Source organism: Kitasatospora cheerisanensis KCTC 2395 (genome assembly GCF_000696185.1).
GTDB classification, from domain to species: Bacteria; Actinomycetota; Actinomycetes; order Streptomycetales; family Streptomycetaceae; genus Kitasatospora; species Kitasatospora cheerisanensis.
This window is the reverse complement of record NZ_KK853997.1, coordinates 3,337,749-3,354,313: the sequence shown is the minus strand read 5'-3', so window position 1 is coordinate 3,354,313 and position 16,565 is coordinate 3,337,749. Positions and strand designations below refer to the sequence as shown.

The 16,565-nt window shown below is 73.1% G+C and carries 13 protein-coding genes and 1 pseudogene; 10 read left to right on the top strand and 4 right to left on the bottom strand.

Features of this window, described 5'->3' with window-relative positions:
• Window positions 1-41: 41 nt before the first annotated feature.
• The 3 genes from KCH_RS15065 to KCH_RS41345 all read right to left on the bottom strand — a co-directional run bounded on the left by KCH_RS15065 (window position 42) and on the right by KCH_RS41345 (window position 1,702).
• A complete protein-coding gene (locus KCH_RS15065; protein ID WP_035863395.1) occupies window positions 42-683 on the bottom strand; it encodes an RDD family protein in 642 nt (213 codons plus the stop codon).
• 211 nt (window positions 684-894) lie between these two features.
• Window positions 895-1,254: a DUF2752 domain-containing protein gene (locus KCH_RS15060; RefSeq protein WP_035863393.1), complete on the bottom strand. Its 360-nt coding sequence runs from the start codon at window positions 1,252-1,254 to the stop codon at window positions 895-897.
• A 7-nt stretch (window positions 1,255-1,261) separates the two neighbouring features.
• The gene (locus tag KCH_RS41345; protein ID WP_051653099.1) at window positions 1,262-1,702 is read right to left on the bottom strand and encodes a DUF4190 domain-containing protein; all 441 of its coding nucleotides are present in this window, start codon (window positions 1,700-1,702) and stop codon (window positions 1,262-1,264) included.
• A 176-nt stretch (window positions 1,703-1,878) separates the two neighbouring features.
• Here KCH_RS41345 and KCH_RS15050 point away from each other — a divergent pair, with 176 nt between their 5' ends.
• The 7 genes and pseudogenes from KCH_RS15050 to KCH_RS44485 all read left to right on the top strand — a co-directional run.
• The gene (locus KCH_RS15050) at window positions 1,879-2,733 is read left to right on the top strand and encodes a bifunctional methylenetetrahydrofolate dehydrogenase/methenyltetrahydrofolate cyclohydrolase (RefSeq protein WP_035863390.1); all 855 of its coding nucleotides are present in this window, start codon (window positions 1,879-1,881) and stop codon (window positions 2,731-2,733) included.
• A 17-nt stretch (window positions 2,734-2,750) separates the two neighbouring features.
• The gene (locus KCH_RS15045; RefSeq protein WP_051653098.1) at window positions 2,751-3,149 is read left to right on the top strand and encodes a DUF3017 domain-containing protein; all 399 of its coding nucleotides are present in this window, start codon (window positions 2,751-2,753) and stop codon (window positions 3,147-3,149) included.
• A gap of 181 nt (window positions 3,150-3,330) precedes the next feature.
• Window positions 3,331-4,323, top strand: a complete 993-nt coding sequence (locus tag KCH_RS15040) for a malate dehydrogenase (RefSeq protein ID WP_035863388.1) — start codon at window positions 3,331-3,333, stop codon at window positions 4,321-4,323.
• 73 nt (window positions 4,324-4,396) lie between these two features.
• Window positions 4,397-5,710 (top strand): hemolysin family protein, encoded by a 1,314-nt coding sequence (locus KCH_RS15035; RefSeq protein ID WP_035863386.1) that lies wholly within the window; start codon window positions 4,397-4,399, stop codon window positions 5,708-5,710.
• Window positions 5,711-5,740: 30 nt separating this feature from the next.
• Window positions 5,741-6,778, top strand: a complete 1,038-nt coding sequence (gene trpS, locus KCH_RS15030; RefSeq protein ID WP_035872182.1) for a tryptophan--tRNA ligase — start codon at window positions 5,741-5,743, stop codon at window positions 6,776-6,778.
• Window positions 6,778-7,335: a 2'-5' RNA ligase family protein gene (locus KCH_RS15025; RefSeq protein WP_051653097.1), complete on the top strand. Its 558-nt coding sequence runs from the start codon at window positions 6,778-6,780 to the stop codon at window positions 7,333-7,335. Before trpS ends, KCH_RS15025 begins: the two co-directional genes overlap by 1 nt.
• A gap of 159 nt (window positions 7,336-7,494) precedes the next feature.
• A pseudogene (locus KCH_RS44485) lies at window positions 7,495-9,186 on the top strand (stealth conserved region 3 domain-containing protein); the annotation flags it as partial.
• Window positions 9,187-9,355: 169 nt separating this feature from the next.
• Here KCH_RS44485 and KCH_RS15015 read toward each other — a convergent pair.
• Window positions 9,356-12,934 carry a bifunctional glycosyltransferase/CDP-glycerol:glycerophosphate glycerophosphotransferase gene (locus tag KCH_RS15015; RefSeq protein WP_035863384.1) on the bottom strand — a complete coding sequence of 1,193 codons (3,579 nt, stop codon included), beginning with the start codon at window positions 12,932-12,934 and terminating at the stop codon, window positions 9,356-9,358.
• Between the two features lie 143 nt (window positions 12,935-13,077).
• Here KCH_RS15015 and KCH_RS15010 point away from each other — a divergent pair, with 143 nt between their 5' ends.
• The 3 genes from KCH_RS15010 to KCH_RS47205 all read left to right on the top strand — a co-directional run bounded on the left by KCH_RS15010 (window position 13,078) and on the right by KCH_RS47205 (window position 16,215).
• The gene (locus tag KCH_RS15010) at window positions 13,078-14,076 is read left to right on the top strand and encodes a glycosyltransferase family 2 protein (protein WP_051653096.1); all 999 of its coding nucleotides are present in this window, start codon (window positions 13,078-13,080) and stop codon (window positions 14,074-14,076) included.
• Between the two features lie 64 nt (window positions 14,077-14,140).
• Window positions 14,141-15,085, top strand: coding sequence for a YihY/virulence factor BrkB family protein (locus KCH_RS15005; protein WP_051653095.1), 945 nt, complete (start codon window positions 14,141-14,143; stop codon window positions 15,083-15,085).
• A gap of 95 nt (window positions 15,086-15,180) precedes the next feature.
• Window positions 15,181-16,215 carry a class I SAM-dependent methyltransferase gene (locus KCH_RS47205; RefSeq protein WP_425268770.1) on the top strand — a complete coding sequence of 345 codons (1,035 nt, stop codon included), beginning with the start codon at window positions 15,181-15,183 and terminating at the stop codon, window positions 16,213-16,215.
• Window positions 16,216-16,565 lie beyond the last annotated feature (350 nt).

The following is a 16,565-nucleotide window of genomic DNA, read 5'->3' as shown; positions in this document are numbered from 1 at the left end:
GCCCGCACACCGCGAGGTGTGCGGGCCCTTCGGGCTCACGGTCACTTGGTCCGGACGACCACGGTGCTCATGATCTTGTCGGCGAAGGTCTGCTTCTTCTCGTCCCACAGCGGCCACAGGTAACCGATGCAGCAGAAGCCGTCCAGGATGTGGCACAGGAAGCGGACGACCGCCAGGCCGAAGCCGATGTTCTGGCCGTCGGCCTCACGCGCCAGGCGGATGCCCATGGCCTTCTTGCCCGGGGTCTGACCCGTGGTGCCGACCCGGTACAGCAGGATCAGCCAGCCGATCAGCGCGACCAGACCGCCCAGCAGCACGAAGACGGTGCCGCTGCCCGAGCTGGAGGTGGTGCAGTGGCTGATGCCGGACGAGCTGGTGGTGCAGCTCAGGCTGCTGGCGGTCTGCCCGACACCGATGCCGTACAGGATGCCGCTCGGGATGCCGACGATGAAGTAGTCGATGATGTACGCCAGCACGCGGCTGCCCCAGCCCGCGTACGGCGGGACGCCCGGGTAGCCCTGCTGCGGGTAGCCGTAGCCCTGCTGCGGGATGCCGTAGCCCGGCGCCGGGGCCTGCGGGTAGCCGTAGCCCGGGGCGGCCGGCGGCTGCTGCGGGTAGCCGTAGCCCGGCTGCTGCGGGGGCTGCTGGCCGTACGGGTTGTTGGGGTCGGGCGGGTAACTCATTTTCAATGCCTCCGGGCAGGATGCGAGTTGTGGACGGACGGCTGGAAGCCCCGTGGACGGACGGGCAGTTGACGTACCGACCGGGACGGGAGACTAGCGGATGCCCCTGACGGCGCTAAGGGGAAAGGACGAACGAGTAGGGCGGCTCACACCGGGAGGAAGCCGTAGCGGTGCAACTGCCAGGCCCAGGAGACCGCCGCGGCCCCCCAGATCACGGCGTTGCGACGGGAGTTGGGCAGGCGCCACCACCACCGGCCGGGCCCAGCGGGGCCACCAGCAGACCGAGCGCCACCACCACCGTCACCGGGTTCGCGGCCACCGCGCCGAGCAGGTTCCCGTGGCCCGCCTCGATGAAGACCGTGGTCGACCCGCAGCCCGGGCACGGAATCCCGGTGAATCGGCGCAACGGGCACAGCACGCCCGGGTCGTGGGCGTCGTGCACCAGCGCCGCGGCCACCGCGACGACCGCCGCGCCCAGGCCCCGGACCAGCACCCGCGACAGCCCGCCCGCGGTGGTCCCCGCCGACCTGCGCCAGCGCTCCACCGGGCCGAACTGCCGGACCGCGGTCACCGGGAACTCACTTGGGGATGACGACGTACAGCACGACCACCGCCACACCGATCAGCAACGCCAAGGTGTTGATCACGATGCCGCCGATCGCCACGCCGCGACCCTGACCGCCGAGCTGCGAGGACTTGTTCAACGCGCCGATGCCCAGGCCGACCCCGACCAGCGCCAGCAGCCACCCGTAGAAACACACCGTCAGGATCGACACCACGCCGATCGCGGCCGACGCGGTCGCCAGCGTGTTCTGCGGCGGGGCCGCCGGGTACACCGGCGGATAGGGCTGCTGCGGGGCCTGCGGGTACCCGTAGCCCTGCGGCTGCTGAGGTGCCTGCGGGTAGCCGTAGTTGGGCTGCTGCGGCGGCTGCTGTGGGTAGCCGTAGCCCGGCTGCTGGGGCTGCTGGCCGTAGCCGCTCCCGTTGTACGGGTCGGGCTGCTGGTACGGATTGCTCATCTCTCGGTCCCCCGTGCTCTCCCCCGTCTGGTCCGACGGCCGGTCACCGGGCCGGCGGGCGCAGTGCTCGGTCAACATCGTTGTGCGCACCCACCTGCGATGTCCAGCCGACTGCGGCGTGGCGCGCACGAATGTGGCACAACCGCAACCCTTCGCCGGGGTGGAGAATGGTGCCCATGACTGCCCAGATTCTCGATGGCAAGGCCACCGCGGCCGCGATCAAGTCCGAACTCGCCGTCCGCGTGGCGGCCCTCAAGGAGCGGGGCGTCGTCCCCGGCCTCGGCACCGTCCTGGTCGGCGACGACCCGGGCAGCCGGTGGTACGTCAACGGCAAGCACCGCGACTGCGCGGAGATCGGCATCGCCTCGATCCAGCGCGAACTCCCCGCCACCGCGAGCCAGGAGGACGTCGAGAACGTCGTCCGCGAGCTCAACGCCGACCCGGCCTGCACCGGCTACATCGTCCAGCTGCCGCTCCCCAAGGGCCTGGACCAGAACCGCGTCCTCGAACTCATGGACCCCGACAAGGACGCCGACGGCCTGCACCCGACCTCGCTCGGCCGCCTCGTCCTCGGCATCGACGGCCCGCTGCCCTGCACCCCGCTCGGCATCGTCGAACTGCTGCGCCGCCACGACGTCGCCATCGACGGCGCCGAGGTCGTGGTGGTCGGCCGCGGCATCACCGTCGGCCGCTCCATCGGCCTGCTGCTCACCCGCCGCAGCGAGAACGCCACCGTGACGCTCTGCCACACCGGCACCCGCGACCTCGCCGCGCACCTGCGCAACGCCGACATCGTCGTCGCCGCCGCGGGCGTCCCGCACCTGGTCAAGCCCGAGGACGTCAAGCCCGGCGCGGCCGTCCTCGACGTCGGCGTCTCCCGCAGCGAGGGCAAGATCGTCGGCGACGTGCACCCCGGCGTCGCCGAGGTCGCCGCGTGGATCTCCCCGAACCCCGGCGGCGTCGGCCCGATGACCCGCGCGATGCTCCTCAACAACATCGTCGAGGCGGCCGAGCGCCGCGCCGGCGTCTGACACCGGTGCCCGGCGTCATGAGGCGCACCCGCCGCCGCCCCGTCACCACCGAAGGCACCCTCCCGCCGGAGGGCTCCGCGGCGGCGCTCGGCCGCGGCCACACCCTCCCCGTGCGGCAGTGGCCGATCACGCTGGTCCTCGCCGTCGCCGCCCTCGGGCTGCTCGTCACCTGGGCCGGGAACTTCCGGCTCGGGCTGCTCGCGGTCGGCGCGGCGCCACTGCTCGGCGCGCTGCTCCGGCTCGGCGTCCCGGACGTCGGCATGCTCGCCGTCCGCAGCCGGTTCACCGACGTCACCCTGATGTTCGCGCTCGGCGGCGTCATCGTGCTGCTCACGCTGGTCGCCCAGCCCAACCCGTGGCTGAGCATCCCGGTGCTCGACAACATCGGCCGGCTGATCGGGCACCCGGTGCACTGAGAACGCGGCACGCGCACCACCAGGGGCGCGGGGAACCACGCACGGTTCCTCGTGCCCCTGTTTTCGTACCCACCTGCCTTCGCGATAGCCTGGCCCAGGTCTCTCGATATCGAGAGATCATCCTCGGCTCCAGTGCGCCGATGTGCCTGGGGCGCCTGGCGATTTGCTGGAGAAGGTAGATATGACTCGCACCCCCGTCAACGTCACCGTTACCGGAGCGGCCGGCCAGATCGGCTACGCGCTGCTCTTCCGCATCGCCTCCGGTCACCTGCTGGGTGCCGACGTTCCGGTGAACCTGCGCCTGCTGGAGATCCCGCAGGGCGTGAAGGCCGCCGAGGGTGTCGCGATGGAGCTCGACGACTGCGCGTTCCCGCTGCTGCGCGACATCACCATCACCGACCAGGCGAACGTGGCGTTCGACGGCGCCAACGTGGCGCTGCTGGTCGGCGCCCGTCCGCGCACCGCGGGCATGGAGCGCGGCGACCTGCTGTCCGCCAACGGCGGCATCTTCGGCCCGCAGGGCAAGGCGATCAACGCCCACGCCGCGGACGACATCAAGGTCCTGGTGGTCGGCAACCCGGCCAACACCAACGCCCTGATCGCCCAGCGCAACGCCCCGGACGTGCCGGCCGAGCGCTTCACCGCGATGACCCGCCTGGACCACAACCGCGCCGTCGCCCAGCTGGCGAAGAAGGCCGGCGTGACGGTCGAGGACGTCAAGAAGGTCACCATCTGGGGCAACCACTCCGCCACCCAGTACCCGGACCTGTTCCACGCGGAGATCTCCGGCAAGGCCGCGTTCGACGCCGTCGGCGCCGAGCAGAGCTGGGTCGAGGACTTCTTCATCCCGAAGGTCGCCAAGCGCGGCGCCGAGATCATCGAGGTCCGCGGCGCGTCCTCGGCCGCCTCGGCCGCCAACGCCGCCATCGACCACGTGTACACCTGGGTCAACGGCACCCCGGCCGGCGACTGGACCTCGATGGGCATCGTCTCCGACGGCTCGTACGGCGTGCCGGAGGGCCTGATCTCCTCGTTCCCGGTCACCACCAAGGACGGCAAGTTCGAGATCGTCCAGGGCCTGGAGCTCTCCGAGTTCGACCGCGCCCGGATCGACGCCTCCGTCAAGGAGCTCGCCGAGGAGCGCGACGCGGTGCAGGAGCTCGGCCTCATCTGAGTGCCGCCGCACCACGTGTGAAGGAACGGCCGGGCGCCCACGGGGCGACCGGCCGTTCTCCTACACTCGGGCCGTGAGCGAAACCCTGCAGGACGCCGCGCTCGTCCTGGTGTTCATCATGCTGGGCGGGCTGTTCAACGTCGCCGAGATCGCGCTGATCTCGCTGCGGGAGGGACAGATCCGCACCCTGGAGGCGGTCGGCTCGCGCCGGGCCGCCCGGGCCGCGCACCTGGCGGCGGACCCGAACCGGTTCCTGGCCGCCGTGCAGGTCGGGGTGACGTGCATGGGCTTCCTGTCGGCCGCGTTCGGCGCCGACACGCTGGCCGGGAAGCTCGCCCCGGTGTTCGTCCGGGCCGGTCTGTCGGACGGCGTCGCGGACGCGGTGGCCCTGGTCGGCCTGACCCTGGTGATCTCCTACGCGTCCCTGGTGCTGGGCGAGCTGACGCCGAAGCGGATCGGCCTTCAGCGGGCCGAGTCGATCGCGCTGCTGGCCGCGCCGGTGGTCGACGTGATGTCGGTGGTGCTGCGCCCGGCGATCTGGCTGCTCGGCCGCTCCACCAACCTGATGGTGCGTCTGCTGGGCGGCGACCCGTACGCCGGGCGCGGCGTGATGAGCCCCGAGGAGCTCCGCGGCCTGGTCGCCGCCAACACCGAACTCGGCTCGGACGAACGCCAGTTGATCAACGAGGTGTTCGCGGCGGGGGAGCGCCAGCTGCGCGAGGTGATGGTGCCGCGCACCGAGGTGACCTTCCTGGACGCCGACCGGCTGGTGCGCGAGGTCCGCGCCGAGACCGACTCGTCCCCGCACTCCCGCTACCCCGTGGTGGAGGGCTCCTACGACGCCGTCACCGGCTTCGTGCACGTCCGCGACCTGTACGGGGTGCGCGGCGAGGAGGCGGCCCGGGTCCGCGACCTGGCCCGGCCGGTCAAGCTGCTGCCCGCCACCAAGCGGGTGCTGGAGGCGATGAGCGAGATGCGCCGCGAGGGCCACCACCTGGCCATCGTGGTCGACGAGTACGGCGGCACCGCGGGCATCGTCACCCTGGAGGACCTGGTCGAGGAGGTGATCGGCGAGATCCGCGACGAGTACGACGCGCAGGACACCACCGCGACCCGCCGGCTGGCCGGCGGCGGCGTGGAGATCGACGGCCTGCTCAACCTCGCCGACTTCGCCGAGGAGACCGGCTTCGTGCTGCCCGAGGGCCCCTACGAGACGGTGGCCGGGTACGTGGTGCGCGAGCTGGGCCGGCTGCCGGAGAAGGGCGACCAGGTGCTCACCGGCTCCGGCGCGCGGCTCACCGTGGCGCTGCTCGACGGGCGCCGGATCGAACGGCTGCGGGTGAGCGCCGTCACACTGCCCAACCCGGGTGGGCCGGAGGTTTCCTGAGCGGCCGGGGGAACTGGAACAATGGGCCGCATGGTCAACGCAGCGGTCACCGGTCCGGTGAAGGACCGTCCCCGGGTGCTCTCCGGCATCCAGCCCACCTCAGGCTCCTTCCACCTGGGCAACTACCTCGGCGCGGTGCGCCAGTGGGTCGACCTGCAGGAGGCCAACGACGCCTTCTACATGGTCGTCGACCTGCACGCGATCACCGTCGAGCAGGACCCGGCGGCGCTGCGGCAGAACTCCAGGATCTCCGCCGCGCAGCTGCTCGGCGCCGGCCTCGACCCCGAGCGCTGCACCCTGTTCCTGCAGTCGCACGTGCCGGAGCACACCCAGCTGGCCTGGGTGATGAACTGCCTCACCGGCTTCGGCGAGGCGTCCCGGATGACGCAGTTCAAGGACAAGTCGCTCAAGCAGGGCGCCGACCGCACCACCGTCGGCCTGTTCACCTACCCGGTGCTGATGGTCGCCGACGTCCTGCTGTACCAGGCGCAGGCCGTCCCGGTCGGCGAGGACCAGCGCCAGCACCTGGAGCTGACCCGCGACCTCGCGGAGCGCTTCAACACCCGCTACGGCAAGACGTTCACCGTCCCCGAGCCGTACATCCTGAAGGCCACCGCCAAGATCCAGGACCTGCAGGACCCGGCCGCGAAGATGAGCAAGTCCGCGGCCAGCGACAAGGGCCTGATCAACCTGCTCGACGCGCCGAAGACCAGCGCGAAGAAGTTCAAGAGCGCCGTCACCGACACCGACACGGTGGTCAGCTACGACGAGGCGAACAAGCCCGGCGTCTCCAACCTGCTGCGGATCCACTCCGCGCTCAGCGGGATGAGCATCGAGCAGCTGGTCGCGCACTTCGAGGGCAAGATGTACGGCGCCCTGAAGACCGAGCTGGCCGAGCTGTTCACCGACTGGGTCACCCCGTTCCAGACCCGCGTCCAGGGCTACCTGGACGACCCGGCCGAGCTCGACCGGGTGCTGGCGCTCGGCGCCGACAAGGCCCGCGCGGTGGCGTCCGAGACGCTCGCCGAGGTGTACGACCGCGTCGGCTTCCTGGCGCCGAAGCGCTGATGCCGACGGCTGCCGCCCCCGACGGTGACGGTCTCGACGAGGCCGTCACCATCGGCGTGTCCATACACGTCCCGGAACCGTACGGCAGCCAGGTGCAGGACACCCGGGCCGGCCACGGCGACCCGCAGGCCCGGTCGATACCCACCCACGTCACTCTGCTGCCGCCCACCGGGACCAGCACCGCCCTGCTGCCCGGGATCGAGCAGCACCTGCGGGCGGTGGCCGCCGCGCAGCGCCCGTTCCGGATGCTGCTGCAGGGCACCGGCACGTTCCGGCCGGTCTCGCCGGTGGTGTTCGTCCGGGTCGAGGAGGGCGCGCAGGAGTGCCGCGAGCTGGAGGCCGAGGTCCGCTCCGGGCCGCTGGCCCGCGAGCTCGCCTTCCCCTACCACCCGCACGTCACCGTCGCCCACGGGCTGCCCGACGCCGTCCTCGACGAGGCGCAGGAGCAGTCCCGCGGATTCCGCGCCGTGTTCGAGGTGACCGAGTTCGTGCTGTCGCTGTTCGGCACGGACGGCGTGTGGCGGCCCTGGCGCAGCTACGCCTTCGGCCGAGGCTGAGCGTTCCACCTGCGGATTCCTGGAGTTGTCTGGGAGTCCTTTGCCATTTCTTCACCCTGCTGTTCGTCGTTGTTACTTTCGAAGCGGATCATCACGCGGCGGGAGAGCAATGTGAGCAGGCGGTCGGTGCTCAGGCCGGCACGGCGTTTGGCAGGCCGGATGCTCCGCTCGCTGGGCCTGCTGCCCGCACCCCCGCCGCCCCCGCTGCCGGCGCCTCCGGCCGCGCCGCCGCCCGACCCGCAGCGGGTCCGCGAGGACGAACTGCTCACCGCCGACCGCCGCCTGGTCCGCCACCGCGACCGGCTGGCCGAGCTCCGCGACGACCTGCTCGCCCCGCAGGCCCGCGAGGCCAACCTGACCGCCGCCGCCGCGGCGCTCGACGCCGCCGGCGTGCGCTACCTGCTGATCCCCGACCGCGGCCCGCGCCACCGGCTGGCCGTGCCCCCCGGGCAGCGCGAGCGGGCGCTGGCCGCCGTCGCCGACGCCTTCCCCGGCACCGCCGTGTACGCCGCCCTGCTCGGCCACGGCAGCGTCCACCGCACCGTGCTCGCCGAGAACCTGCCGGCCGCCGTCGCCGAGCACGAACTGCCGCCGCCCGCGCCCGGGCAGCCGCAGGACGCCGACGGGCCCGCGGAGCCCGTCGAACCGCCGGAGCCGCCCGAGCGGGTCAAGGGCGTGCGCCTGTACCGGCCGGTGGTGACCGCCACCCGCACCCTCTACTACGGCCAGGACCACGGCTGCGACCTGGAGTTCTGGGACGCCGACGGGACGGCCGACGGCGCGGTCGCGTCGATCGACGAAACCCCGTTCGGCTGGTGGCTGCCCTCGCTGGAGGCGGCCGGCACCGTCCGGGTCGGCGACCGCGACTACCCGGTCGCCGAGCCCTTCCTGCACGCCCTGCCGGAGGACGTCCGCTTCCCCGTGGACGCCGTGATCACTTGGGTCGACGACAGCGACCCCGCCTGGCGCGAGCGCCGCGACGCCGCCCGCGCCCGGGTGTTCGGCGGGCGCGCGCCGGACGGCGCCCCCGGGCACGACGACGCCGACCACCGCTACCGCGACCGCGACGAACTGCGCCACTGCCTGCGCTCGATCGCCATGTACGCCCCCTGGATCCGGCGGATCTTCCTGGTCACCGACGACCAGACGCCGTCCTGGCTGGACCCGTCCGTGCCCGGCCTGACCGTGGTGTCGCACCGTCGACTGCTGCCCGGCGGGCCGGTGTTCAACTCGCACGCGATCGAGACCGGACTGCACCGGATCCCCGGCCTGGCCGAGCACTTCCTGTACTTCAACGACGACATGTTCCTCGGTGCGCCGGTCGCCCCCGAGGACTTCTTCCTCGGCAACGGGCTGCCCCGGGTGTTCCGCGACACCCGGATCGTCCCGCCGTCCGCGGCCGCCGGCACCGCCGACGTGTACACCGCCGCCCAGCAGAACACCCGGCGGGCCCTGGAACGCGACCACGGCCGGGCCTTCACCCGGGTGCTCGCGCACGTCCCCTACGCGCTGCGGCGCACCCTGCTGGAGGACGCCGAACGGCGCTGGCGCGCCGAGCTGGAGGCCACCGGCCGCTCCGCGTTCCGGTCCGCGACGGACGTCGCCCCCGTCACGCTGGCGCTGTACCACGCGCAGCTGCGCGGCGCCGCGGTCGACGGCGCCCTCGCCCACGCCTACCTCGCGGTGGACCGGGCCGAGGACCGGGCCCGGCTGCTCCGGCTGCTGGAGGACCGCGACCTCAAGGTGTTCTGCCTGGCCGACGGCGCCGGCGACGGCAGCCCCGCGGACGAGCAGGACCGGGCGATGGCCGAGTTCCTGGCCGCGTACTTCCCGGTGCCCGGCCCCTACGAGCGCCCGGCCGCCGGTGCCCCGGCCGCCGGCGCCCGGGCGGGCAGCGTCCGGCGGTGGCGCTCCCGGTCCAGCGCGGCGTCGAGGTCGCCTGAGACCGGCCGCGACGCACGGAAGAGCCGGTTCCCGCCCCCTTGCGCAAGGGGGCGGGAACCGGCTCTTCTCCGGGTGCCTACTCGCTCTCGGCGAGCAGCGCGTCCACCACCCGGGCGGCGGCGGCGCCGTCGTCCAGGTCGCAGTACGCCTCGCGGAAGGCCTCGTACTTGTCGGCGTACTCGGCGGTCACCTTCGGCAGGTCGCCGAGCGCGGCGACCACCTCGGCGGAGGTGGAGAGCAGCGGGCCGGGGGCCGAGGCCTCCAGGTCCAGGCTGAAGCCGCGCAGGTTGTCGCGGTAGTGCTCCAGGTCGTAGGTGAAGAACAGCACCGGGCGGCCGGTGTTCATGAAGTCGAACACGGCGGCGGAGTAGTCCGTCACCAGGACGTCGGCGATCAGCAGCAGCTCCGCCATGTCGGGGTAGGTGCTGACGTCCCAGACGTAGCCGTTGCCGGCCTCCGGGAGCTGCCCGCGGACCACCTCGTGGCCGCGCACCAGCAGCACCTGGTCGTCGCCGAGCGCGGCCCGGGCCGCCGCCAGGTCGAGCTGCAGGTTCAGCTGGTAGCCGCCCTCGGGCAGGCGACGGTCCTCGCGGAAGGTCGGCGCGTACAGCACCACCTGCTTGCCCTCGGGCAGGCCGAGCCGCTCGCGGACCCGCTCGGCGGTCTTCTCCCGGTCGGGCGCGAACAGCAGGTCGTTGCGCGGGTAGCCGCTCTCCAGCAGCTTCCCCCGGTAGTCGAAGGCGCGGCGCAGCACCGGCGCGGCCCAGCGGCTGCCCGCGACCAGCAGGCTCCACTGCGGCACCTCCTCCTTGAGGTGCTCCAGGTAGCCGGCGTCGGTGAACCAGACCTTCTCGAAGTCGGTGCCGATCCGCTTCAGCGGGGTGCCCTGCCAGGTCTGCAGGACCACCTGGCCCTTGCGGCGGCGGAAGTACGTCGGCAGGTGGGTGGAGGTGACGATGTACTTGGCCGTGGCCAGGGCCTCGAACCACTCGGGGGAGCGGTGCCGGACGCACTCGGCGGTCTGCGGCAGCTCGGCCTGCAGGTCGACGGAGGTCCACAGGTGGCGCAGCGGCTCGCCGCGGCGGACCAGCTCCTCGTGCACGGCGCGCGGCGAGTCGGCGTACAGGCCGCCGTCCGCGGCCCACCAGTCCTCGCGGACGGTGTGGTACAGCACGGTGTCGGTGAGCGGGCGCCGCTGCAGCTCGGTGAACGAGCGGCGCAGCTGCCGCTGCCGGTAGCCGCTGCGCTCGGCCGCGGTGAGCGGGTCGTGCGACTCCAGCGACAGGCTGTCGAACAGGCGGCGCTCCAGGGCGATCCGCTTGCCGCGGGCCTCGACCTCCAGCGGCAGCGTGTCGAACGTCGAGGCGGCGAGCACCGCGGTCGGCCACTCGCTGTCGGCGGCGGCCCCGACCGGGCGGAACTGCACCGTCCAGGTGCCCTTGTGCAGCGGCACCCGGCCGGCGAAGGACGCGGTCGGCACGGCGGGCAGCGCGGCCCGGAAGCGGCCGTCGGCGATCTCCACCGGGTAGGCGTGCTCCTCGCGGCGCTTGACGTGGTGGATCACCAGCTCGTAGCGGTGGGTGCCGGGCAGCGGGAAGGAGCCGCTGAGCACGAAGCCCTCGCCGTCCTTGGCGCGGGCCACCTCCTCGACGACCGGCTGCAGCACCTGGTCGCACAGCTGCAGGTAGCCGCTGGGGGAGGGCTTGGTGTAGAGCGCGCGGGTGCCGCCGGCCAGCGGCAGGTGCAGCGCGACGGGCGCGGTGCGGTCGTCCAGGACGACCGGCAGGCCGGTGCCGTCGGTGAGCTTGAGCTCCAGGTCCCAGCGGTCCCGGGTGCGCTTCTCGGCGACCGGGTCGAGGGCGTTCCAGGCCTCCCGGACGGCGGTCAGCTCGGCGATCGGGAACTGCGCGGTGAACGGCACGTCGCGGCCGACCGGGACGCCGAGGTCCAGCGTCGCGAACACGTCGCGCTCGGACTCGGCGTGCTTGAGGCGCAGCTCCGCGCCGGCCAGGTCGGCGCCGGAGCGGACCAGGCCGCGCAGTTCGACGGTGCCGCCCTCGGCGGTCACCGACACGGCGCGGGCCCGGACCCGCTCCACCCGCAGCAGCAGGTGGCCGTCACGCGACCACGGCACCACCCGGACGTCGTCCTCGACCCAGTGCACGGGCGCGTACTCGGCGCGGTCGTGCCAGCCGACCGACACCCGGCCCTTGTACATGCCGCCCTTGCCGACGCCGGCCACCAGCACCCGCCAGGAGCCGTCCTTCCACTCGCCGCGGTGCTTGAGCCGCTGCGGGTCGATGGTGGCGGAGAAGCCCGCCCAGTCGCAGGAGTACAGGTCGTGCGGGGAGCTGGAGGTGGCCTCCGGGCTGAACTCCGCCTTGGTCTGCACGGCCACCACGCGGCGGCCCTTGGCCTCGCGCAGCACCAGCGCCTTGACCATGTCGTGCTTGTTCTCGGCGCCCAGGTGCTCCGGGAAGGCGTGCCCGGTCAGGTGCAGCCGGTCGCCCGACCAGCGGGCCTCGTACACCCGGGAGCGCATCACCAGGGCGTTGTTCAGCCGCAGCACGTCCGCGGGGACGCTCTTGCGGCCGCCGCGCAGGAACGGGTAGTCGGCGTACGGGCGGAGCAGGCCGCGGGTCGGGGCGGCGCCGTTGCTGTCCTTCTCGAAGCGCAGCTGCTCGATCAGCTCGTCCAGCCGGCCCTGCAGGGTCAGGTGGTACTTCAGGCGCAGCGGGGCGCGCAGCTTGCGGACCTGCTCCGGGCCGATGGCGCGGAGCAGCCGGCCGGCCGACTCCAGGTAGGCGGCGTTGTAGTCCGGGTCGCCCTCCAGCACCGAGCCGAAGAACATCGGGATCTCCTCGACGAGGTTGTTCTCGTCGTAGGAGTGCAGGTACTTCCGGAACTTCGGGTCGCTCTGCTTGCTCAGCCACTCGCGGACCAGTTCCATCGACTTGACCCGGTCGATGACGCCCTTCGGGTTGGTCTTCATCTGGGTGATCGACATCTCGCCGACCTCCCGCTCGCGCCAGTGGTAGATCGGCTCGGCGAGCACGTCGACCCGGCGGGCCAGGTAGTGGTGCGGCACGGAGACCGGGGCGTCCTCGTACAGGATGCCCTCGGGGTAGAGCACGCCCGCGCGGTCGAAGAACGCGCGGCGGTACACCTTGTTCCACGCGGTGCGGTCGGTGACCAGCGCCGGGATCTCGGTGATGTGGGTGCGCAGCCGGGTCTCCGCGAACGGCTTGCGGTGGCCGCCCGACTGGTAGTGGCCGACGGCGCGGAAGCGCAGCACGTTGCCGGTGCAGAAGTCCGAGCCGGTCTCCTCCAGCGTGCTGATCATCAGCTCGTAGGCGGACGGCGGCATGGTGTCGTCGCTGTCGACGAACGCGAGGAACTCGGTGCCCTCGGAGATGTGCCGGTAACCGGTGTTGCGGGCCGCCCCCAGACCCTTGTTCACCTGCTGGACCAGCCGGAAGCGGGAGTCCTTCGCGGCGTACGCCTTGGCGATGGAGGCGCTGGAGTCCTTCGAGCCGTCGTCGACCATGACGCACTCGAAGTCGTCGAAGGTCTGGGCGGCGATCGAGTCCAGGCACTCCTCGAGGTAACGCTCGACGTTGTAGATCGGGACGACGACGGACAGACGGGGGGCCATCGGGAGCGCAGTGCCTTTCCTCAGGGAGTGCGGCCGGGTGGGCCCGGCCAAATACGGAGAAGCCGGACCGGCACCGGCCGCGATCCTACCTCTCCGGGCTTGCTAGTCTGCGCCTGGCCAGGCCAGGTCAGGAGAGTGAAGAGATGCCGCGGTTCAGCGTGATCGTGCCCGTCCACGCCGTCGAGGAGTACCTCCCGGCCTGTCTGGAGTCGGTCCTCCACCAGACCTTCACCGATTTCGAACTGATCGCCGTCGACGACCGCTCGCCCGACGGCTGCGGCGCCATCCTCGACGAGGCCGCCGCCCGGGACGACCGGATCACCGTCCGCCACCTGGAACGGAACGTCGGCCTCGGCCCGGCCCGCAACGCCGGCCTGGAACTCGCCACCGGCGACTACCTGCTGTTCCTCGACAGCGACGACACCCTCAGCCCCGACCTGCTGGCCGCCACCGACGCCCGCCTGCGCGCCACCGGCGACCCCGACCTGCTGGTCTACGACTACGCCCGCAGCTACTGGGACGGCCGGGTGGTGCGCTCCGCGTCCGCCCCCGTGTTCGCCCGGCCCGGCGCCGACACCTTCACCCTCGACGAGCGCCGCGACCTGCTCGACCTGCTCCAGGTGGTGTGGAACAAGGCCTACCGCCGCGAGTTCGTCCAGCAGCAGGGCCTGGCCTTCCCGCCCGGCTACTACGAGGACACCCCGTGGACCTACCCGGCGCTGCTCGCCGCCGAGTCCATCACCCTGCTCGACCGGGTCGGCGTCCACTACCGGCAGCGCCGCGAGGGCGGCAACATCCTCGCCACCGCCTCCCGCAAGCACTTCGACGTCTTCGAGCAGTACGACCGGGTGTTCGCCTTCCTCGACGCCCGCCCCGACCTGGACCGCTGGCGGCCCGTCATCTACCGGATGATGCTCGGCCACCTCGTCACCGTGGTCACCAAGCCCGGCCGCGTCCCCGCCGCCGACCGCCGCGAGTTCTTCCGCCGCGCCGCCGAGCACTGCGCCCGCCACCGCCCGGCCGGCTACCGGCCGCCCGCCGGACCGGAGGGCATGCGCGGCGAACTGCTCGGCCGCGGCAGCTACCTGGGCTTCCAGAGCCTGCGGGTGCTCGCCAAGGCCCGCCGCGCCGTCCGCCGCTGACCCCCGGGCCGGCCCACGGCGCGTCACCCGGACGCGCCACCGCCCGCCCGGTATACAGCGGAGGGTGGACTTCCTCACCAAGCTGCCCCTGATCGGCCCGCTGGTCGCCCGGGTGCTGCGCAGCCGCCCGTACCTGGTCTACCGGCTGTTCGCCGACGTGCAGGGCAACCGGCTGGCCGGGGCGGTCACCTTCTTCGGGTTCCTGGCGCTGTTCCCGCTGCTCACGGTGGCCCTGGCGATCGCGCTGGCCACCCTCTCCGACTCCCGGGTGCACCAGCTCCAGGAGAAGATCGCCGAACAGCTGCCCGGCCTGTCCGACTCGCTCGACCTGAACGCGATGGTCGCCAACGCCGGTGCCGTCGGCCTGGTCTCCGGCCTGCTGCTGCTGATCTCCGGCCTCGGCTGGGTGGACACCATGCGCGGCGCCGTCCGCACCGTGTGGCGGCTGCCCGACGAGGGCGGCAACCCGGTCCTGGTGAAGGCCCGGGACTGCGTGGTGCTGCTCGGCCTCGGCGTGGTCTGCCTGGCCTCGCTCGCCGCGTCCGCGCTGGCCACGACGCTCGCGCACCGGGTCGCCGACTGGCTGGGCCTCGACGGCGGGATCGGTCGCTGGCTGCTGTCCGCGCTCGGCTTCGTGATCGCCGTCGGCGCCGGCCTGCTGCTGTTCGGCTACCTGCTCGGCCCGTTCCCGCGGATCCGCGGCCAGCGGCGCCGCGCCCTGCTGCAGGGGGCGCTGATCGGCGCGGTCGGCTTCGAGGTGCTCAAGCTGGCGCTCTCCTCCTACCTCGGCTCGGTCGCCGGCCGCAGCCTGTACGGGGCGTTCGGCGTGCCGGTGGCGCTGCTGCTGTGGATCGACTTCGTCTCCCGGCTGCTGATGTACTGCGCCGCCTGGACCGCGCTGGCCGACCCGGAGGCCGCCCGCGAGCGGGCCGTCCGGCAGGCCGAGGCCGCCCTCGCGGAGGCGAACGAAACGCCGAATCCACCCGGGGGACGCCCGTCGGACAACTGAACGTGATACCGGTCACACTCTGCTGAGCCCGTCCACCGGGCCGACCGTAACCGCCGGGGCGCCGCCGCGCCCCGGCCAGCTCCTCTGGAGGCCGCGTGTCCCTCACCGACACCACCGCCGCACCGGCCGTGCCCGCCACCTCGGCCGACGTCCCCGGCTGGTTCTTCCGCGCCGACCGCGAGGCGTTCGGCTGGCTGCTCGCCCGGCAGACCGCCGCCCGCGTCACCGGCGACCTGCTGGAGATGGGCACCTACCTGGGCCGCTCCGCCATCCTGCTCGGCGAACACCTGGCCCCCGGCGAGACCTTCACCGTCTGCGACCTGTTCGACCTGGACGCGCCCGACGACGACAACTCCGCCGAGATGTCGATGTCCTACCGCTCCACCCTCACCCGGCGCGCCTTCGAGGCCAACTACCTCGCCTTCCACCCCGAACTCCCGGTGATCGTCCAGGGCCCCACCTCGCTGCTCGCCGACGGCCGGATCCCCGCCGACAGCTGCCGCTTCGTCCACGTCGACGCCTCCCACCTGTACGAGCACGTCGCCGGCGACATCCTGGTGGCCCGCGACGCCCTCGCCGGGAACGGCCTGATCGCCCTCGACGACTACCGCGCCCCGCACACCCCCGGCGTGGCCGCCGCCGTCTGGGAAGCCGTCTTCACCCTCGGCCTGAAACCGGTGCTGCTCACCCCCGAGAAGTTCTACGGCACCTGGGGCGACCCCGACGCCGTCCGCGCCGATCTGCTCGCCCGGGACTGGCGCGGCGAGGGCTTCCGGCTCGACGAGGAGCACTTCGCCGGACAGCTCTGCCACCGCCTCGCCTGGGACGACCCCGACGGCCCCGAGACCGGGGCCACCCCCGCCCCCGCCGCTCGCTCACCCGCCGCGTCCTCCTCGACCTGCTGCCCCCCGTCGCCACCCGCGCGGTCCGCAGCGCCCTCCGCGCGGGCCGCGCGCGGAGGGGCTAGGGCCCGTCTTCAAACCCCCGCCTGCCCCACGACGCCCGGCACGCACTCTCGCCGCACCGGGCGAAAGACCAAGTACATCCAGTACGAGGCCTTCCACCCGGCACGCCGAGAGCACGCACCGGACGCCGCGGGCCTGCGACGCGGGTTTGAAGACGGGCCCTAGCGCCGCGGCCCCGGGTTCCTGGGGTGGCGGGGCGGGCCGGGCGGGCGGCCGGGGAGGCGGGCGTTGCGGAGGGCCTGGCGGCGCAGGGCGCGCAGTCGCAGCATGCCCGCGGCCGCGACCGCCGCGCACAGGCCGACCGCCGACCAGGTCGCCGCGCCCGGCCCGTCGGCCGCCGCGTGCGCCGCCCGGACGGCGTCCGGCCGGTCGGCGGCCCGCGCCGGGGGCTGCTGCGCGGGCGGGCGGTCGGCGGTTCGGCGGCGGCGGCGCGGACGGCGCGTCGGTGACCGGCCGGGCCGGGGCCGCGGTGGTCTCGGCGGGCGGCGCCTGGTCGTCGGCCAGCACGCCCACCG

What these genes read in the sequence shown, in the direction of transcription:
- KCH_RS15065 (WP_035863395.1), bottom strand. Translation starts at nt 683, where the DNA reads ATGAGTTACCCGCCCGACCCCAACAACCCGTACGGCCAGCAGCCCCCG.
- KCH_RS41345 (WP_051653099.1), bottom strand. Translation starts at nt 1,702, where the DNA reads ATGAGCAATCCGTACCAGCAGCCCGACCCGTACAACGGGAGCGGCTAC.
- KCH_RS15050 (WP_035863390.1), top strand. Translation starts at nt 1,879, where the DNA reads ATGACTGCCCAGATTCTCGATGGCAAGGCCACCGCGGCCGCGATCAAG.
- KCH_RS15045 (WP_051653098.1), top strand. Translation starts at nt 2,751, where the DNA reads ATGAGGCGCACCCGCCGCCGCCCCGTCACCACCGAAGGCACCCTCCCG.
- KCH_RS15040 (WP_035863388.1), top strand. Translation starts at nt 3,331, where the DNA reads ATGACTCGCACCCCCGTCAACGTCACCGTTACCGGAGCGGCCGGCCAG.
- trpS (WP_035872182.1), top strand. Translation starts at nt 5,741, where the DNA reads ATGGTCAACGCAGCGGTCACCGGTCCGGTGAAGGACCGTCCCCGGGTG.
- KCH_RS15025 (WP_051653097.1), top strand. Translation starts at nt 6,778, where the DNA reads ATGCCGACGGCTGCCGCCCCCGACGGTGACGGTCTCGACGAGGCCGTC.
- KCH_RS15015 (WP_035863384.1), bottom strand. Translation starts at nt 12,934, where the DNA reads ATGGCCCCCCGTCTGTCCGTCGTCGTCCCGATCTACAACGTCGAGCGT.
- KCH_RS15010 (WP_051653096.1), top strand. Translation starts at nt 13,078, where the DNA reads ATGCCGCGGTTCAGCGTGATCGTGCCCGTCCACGCCGTCGAGGAGTAC.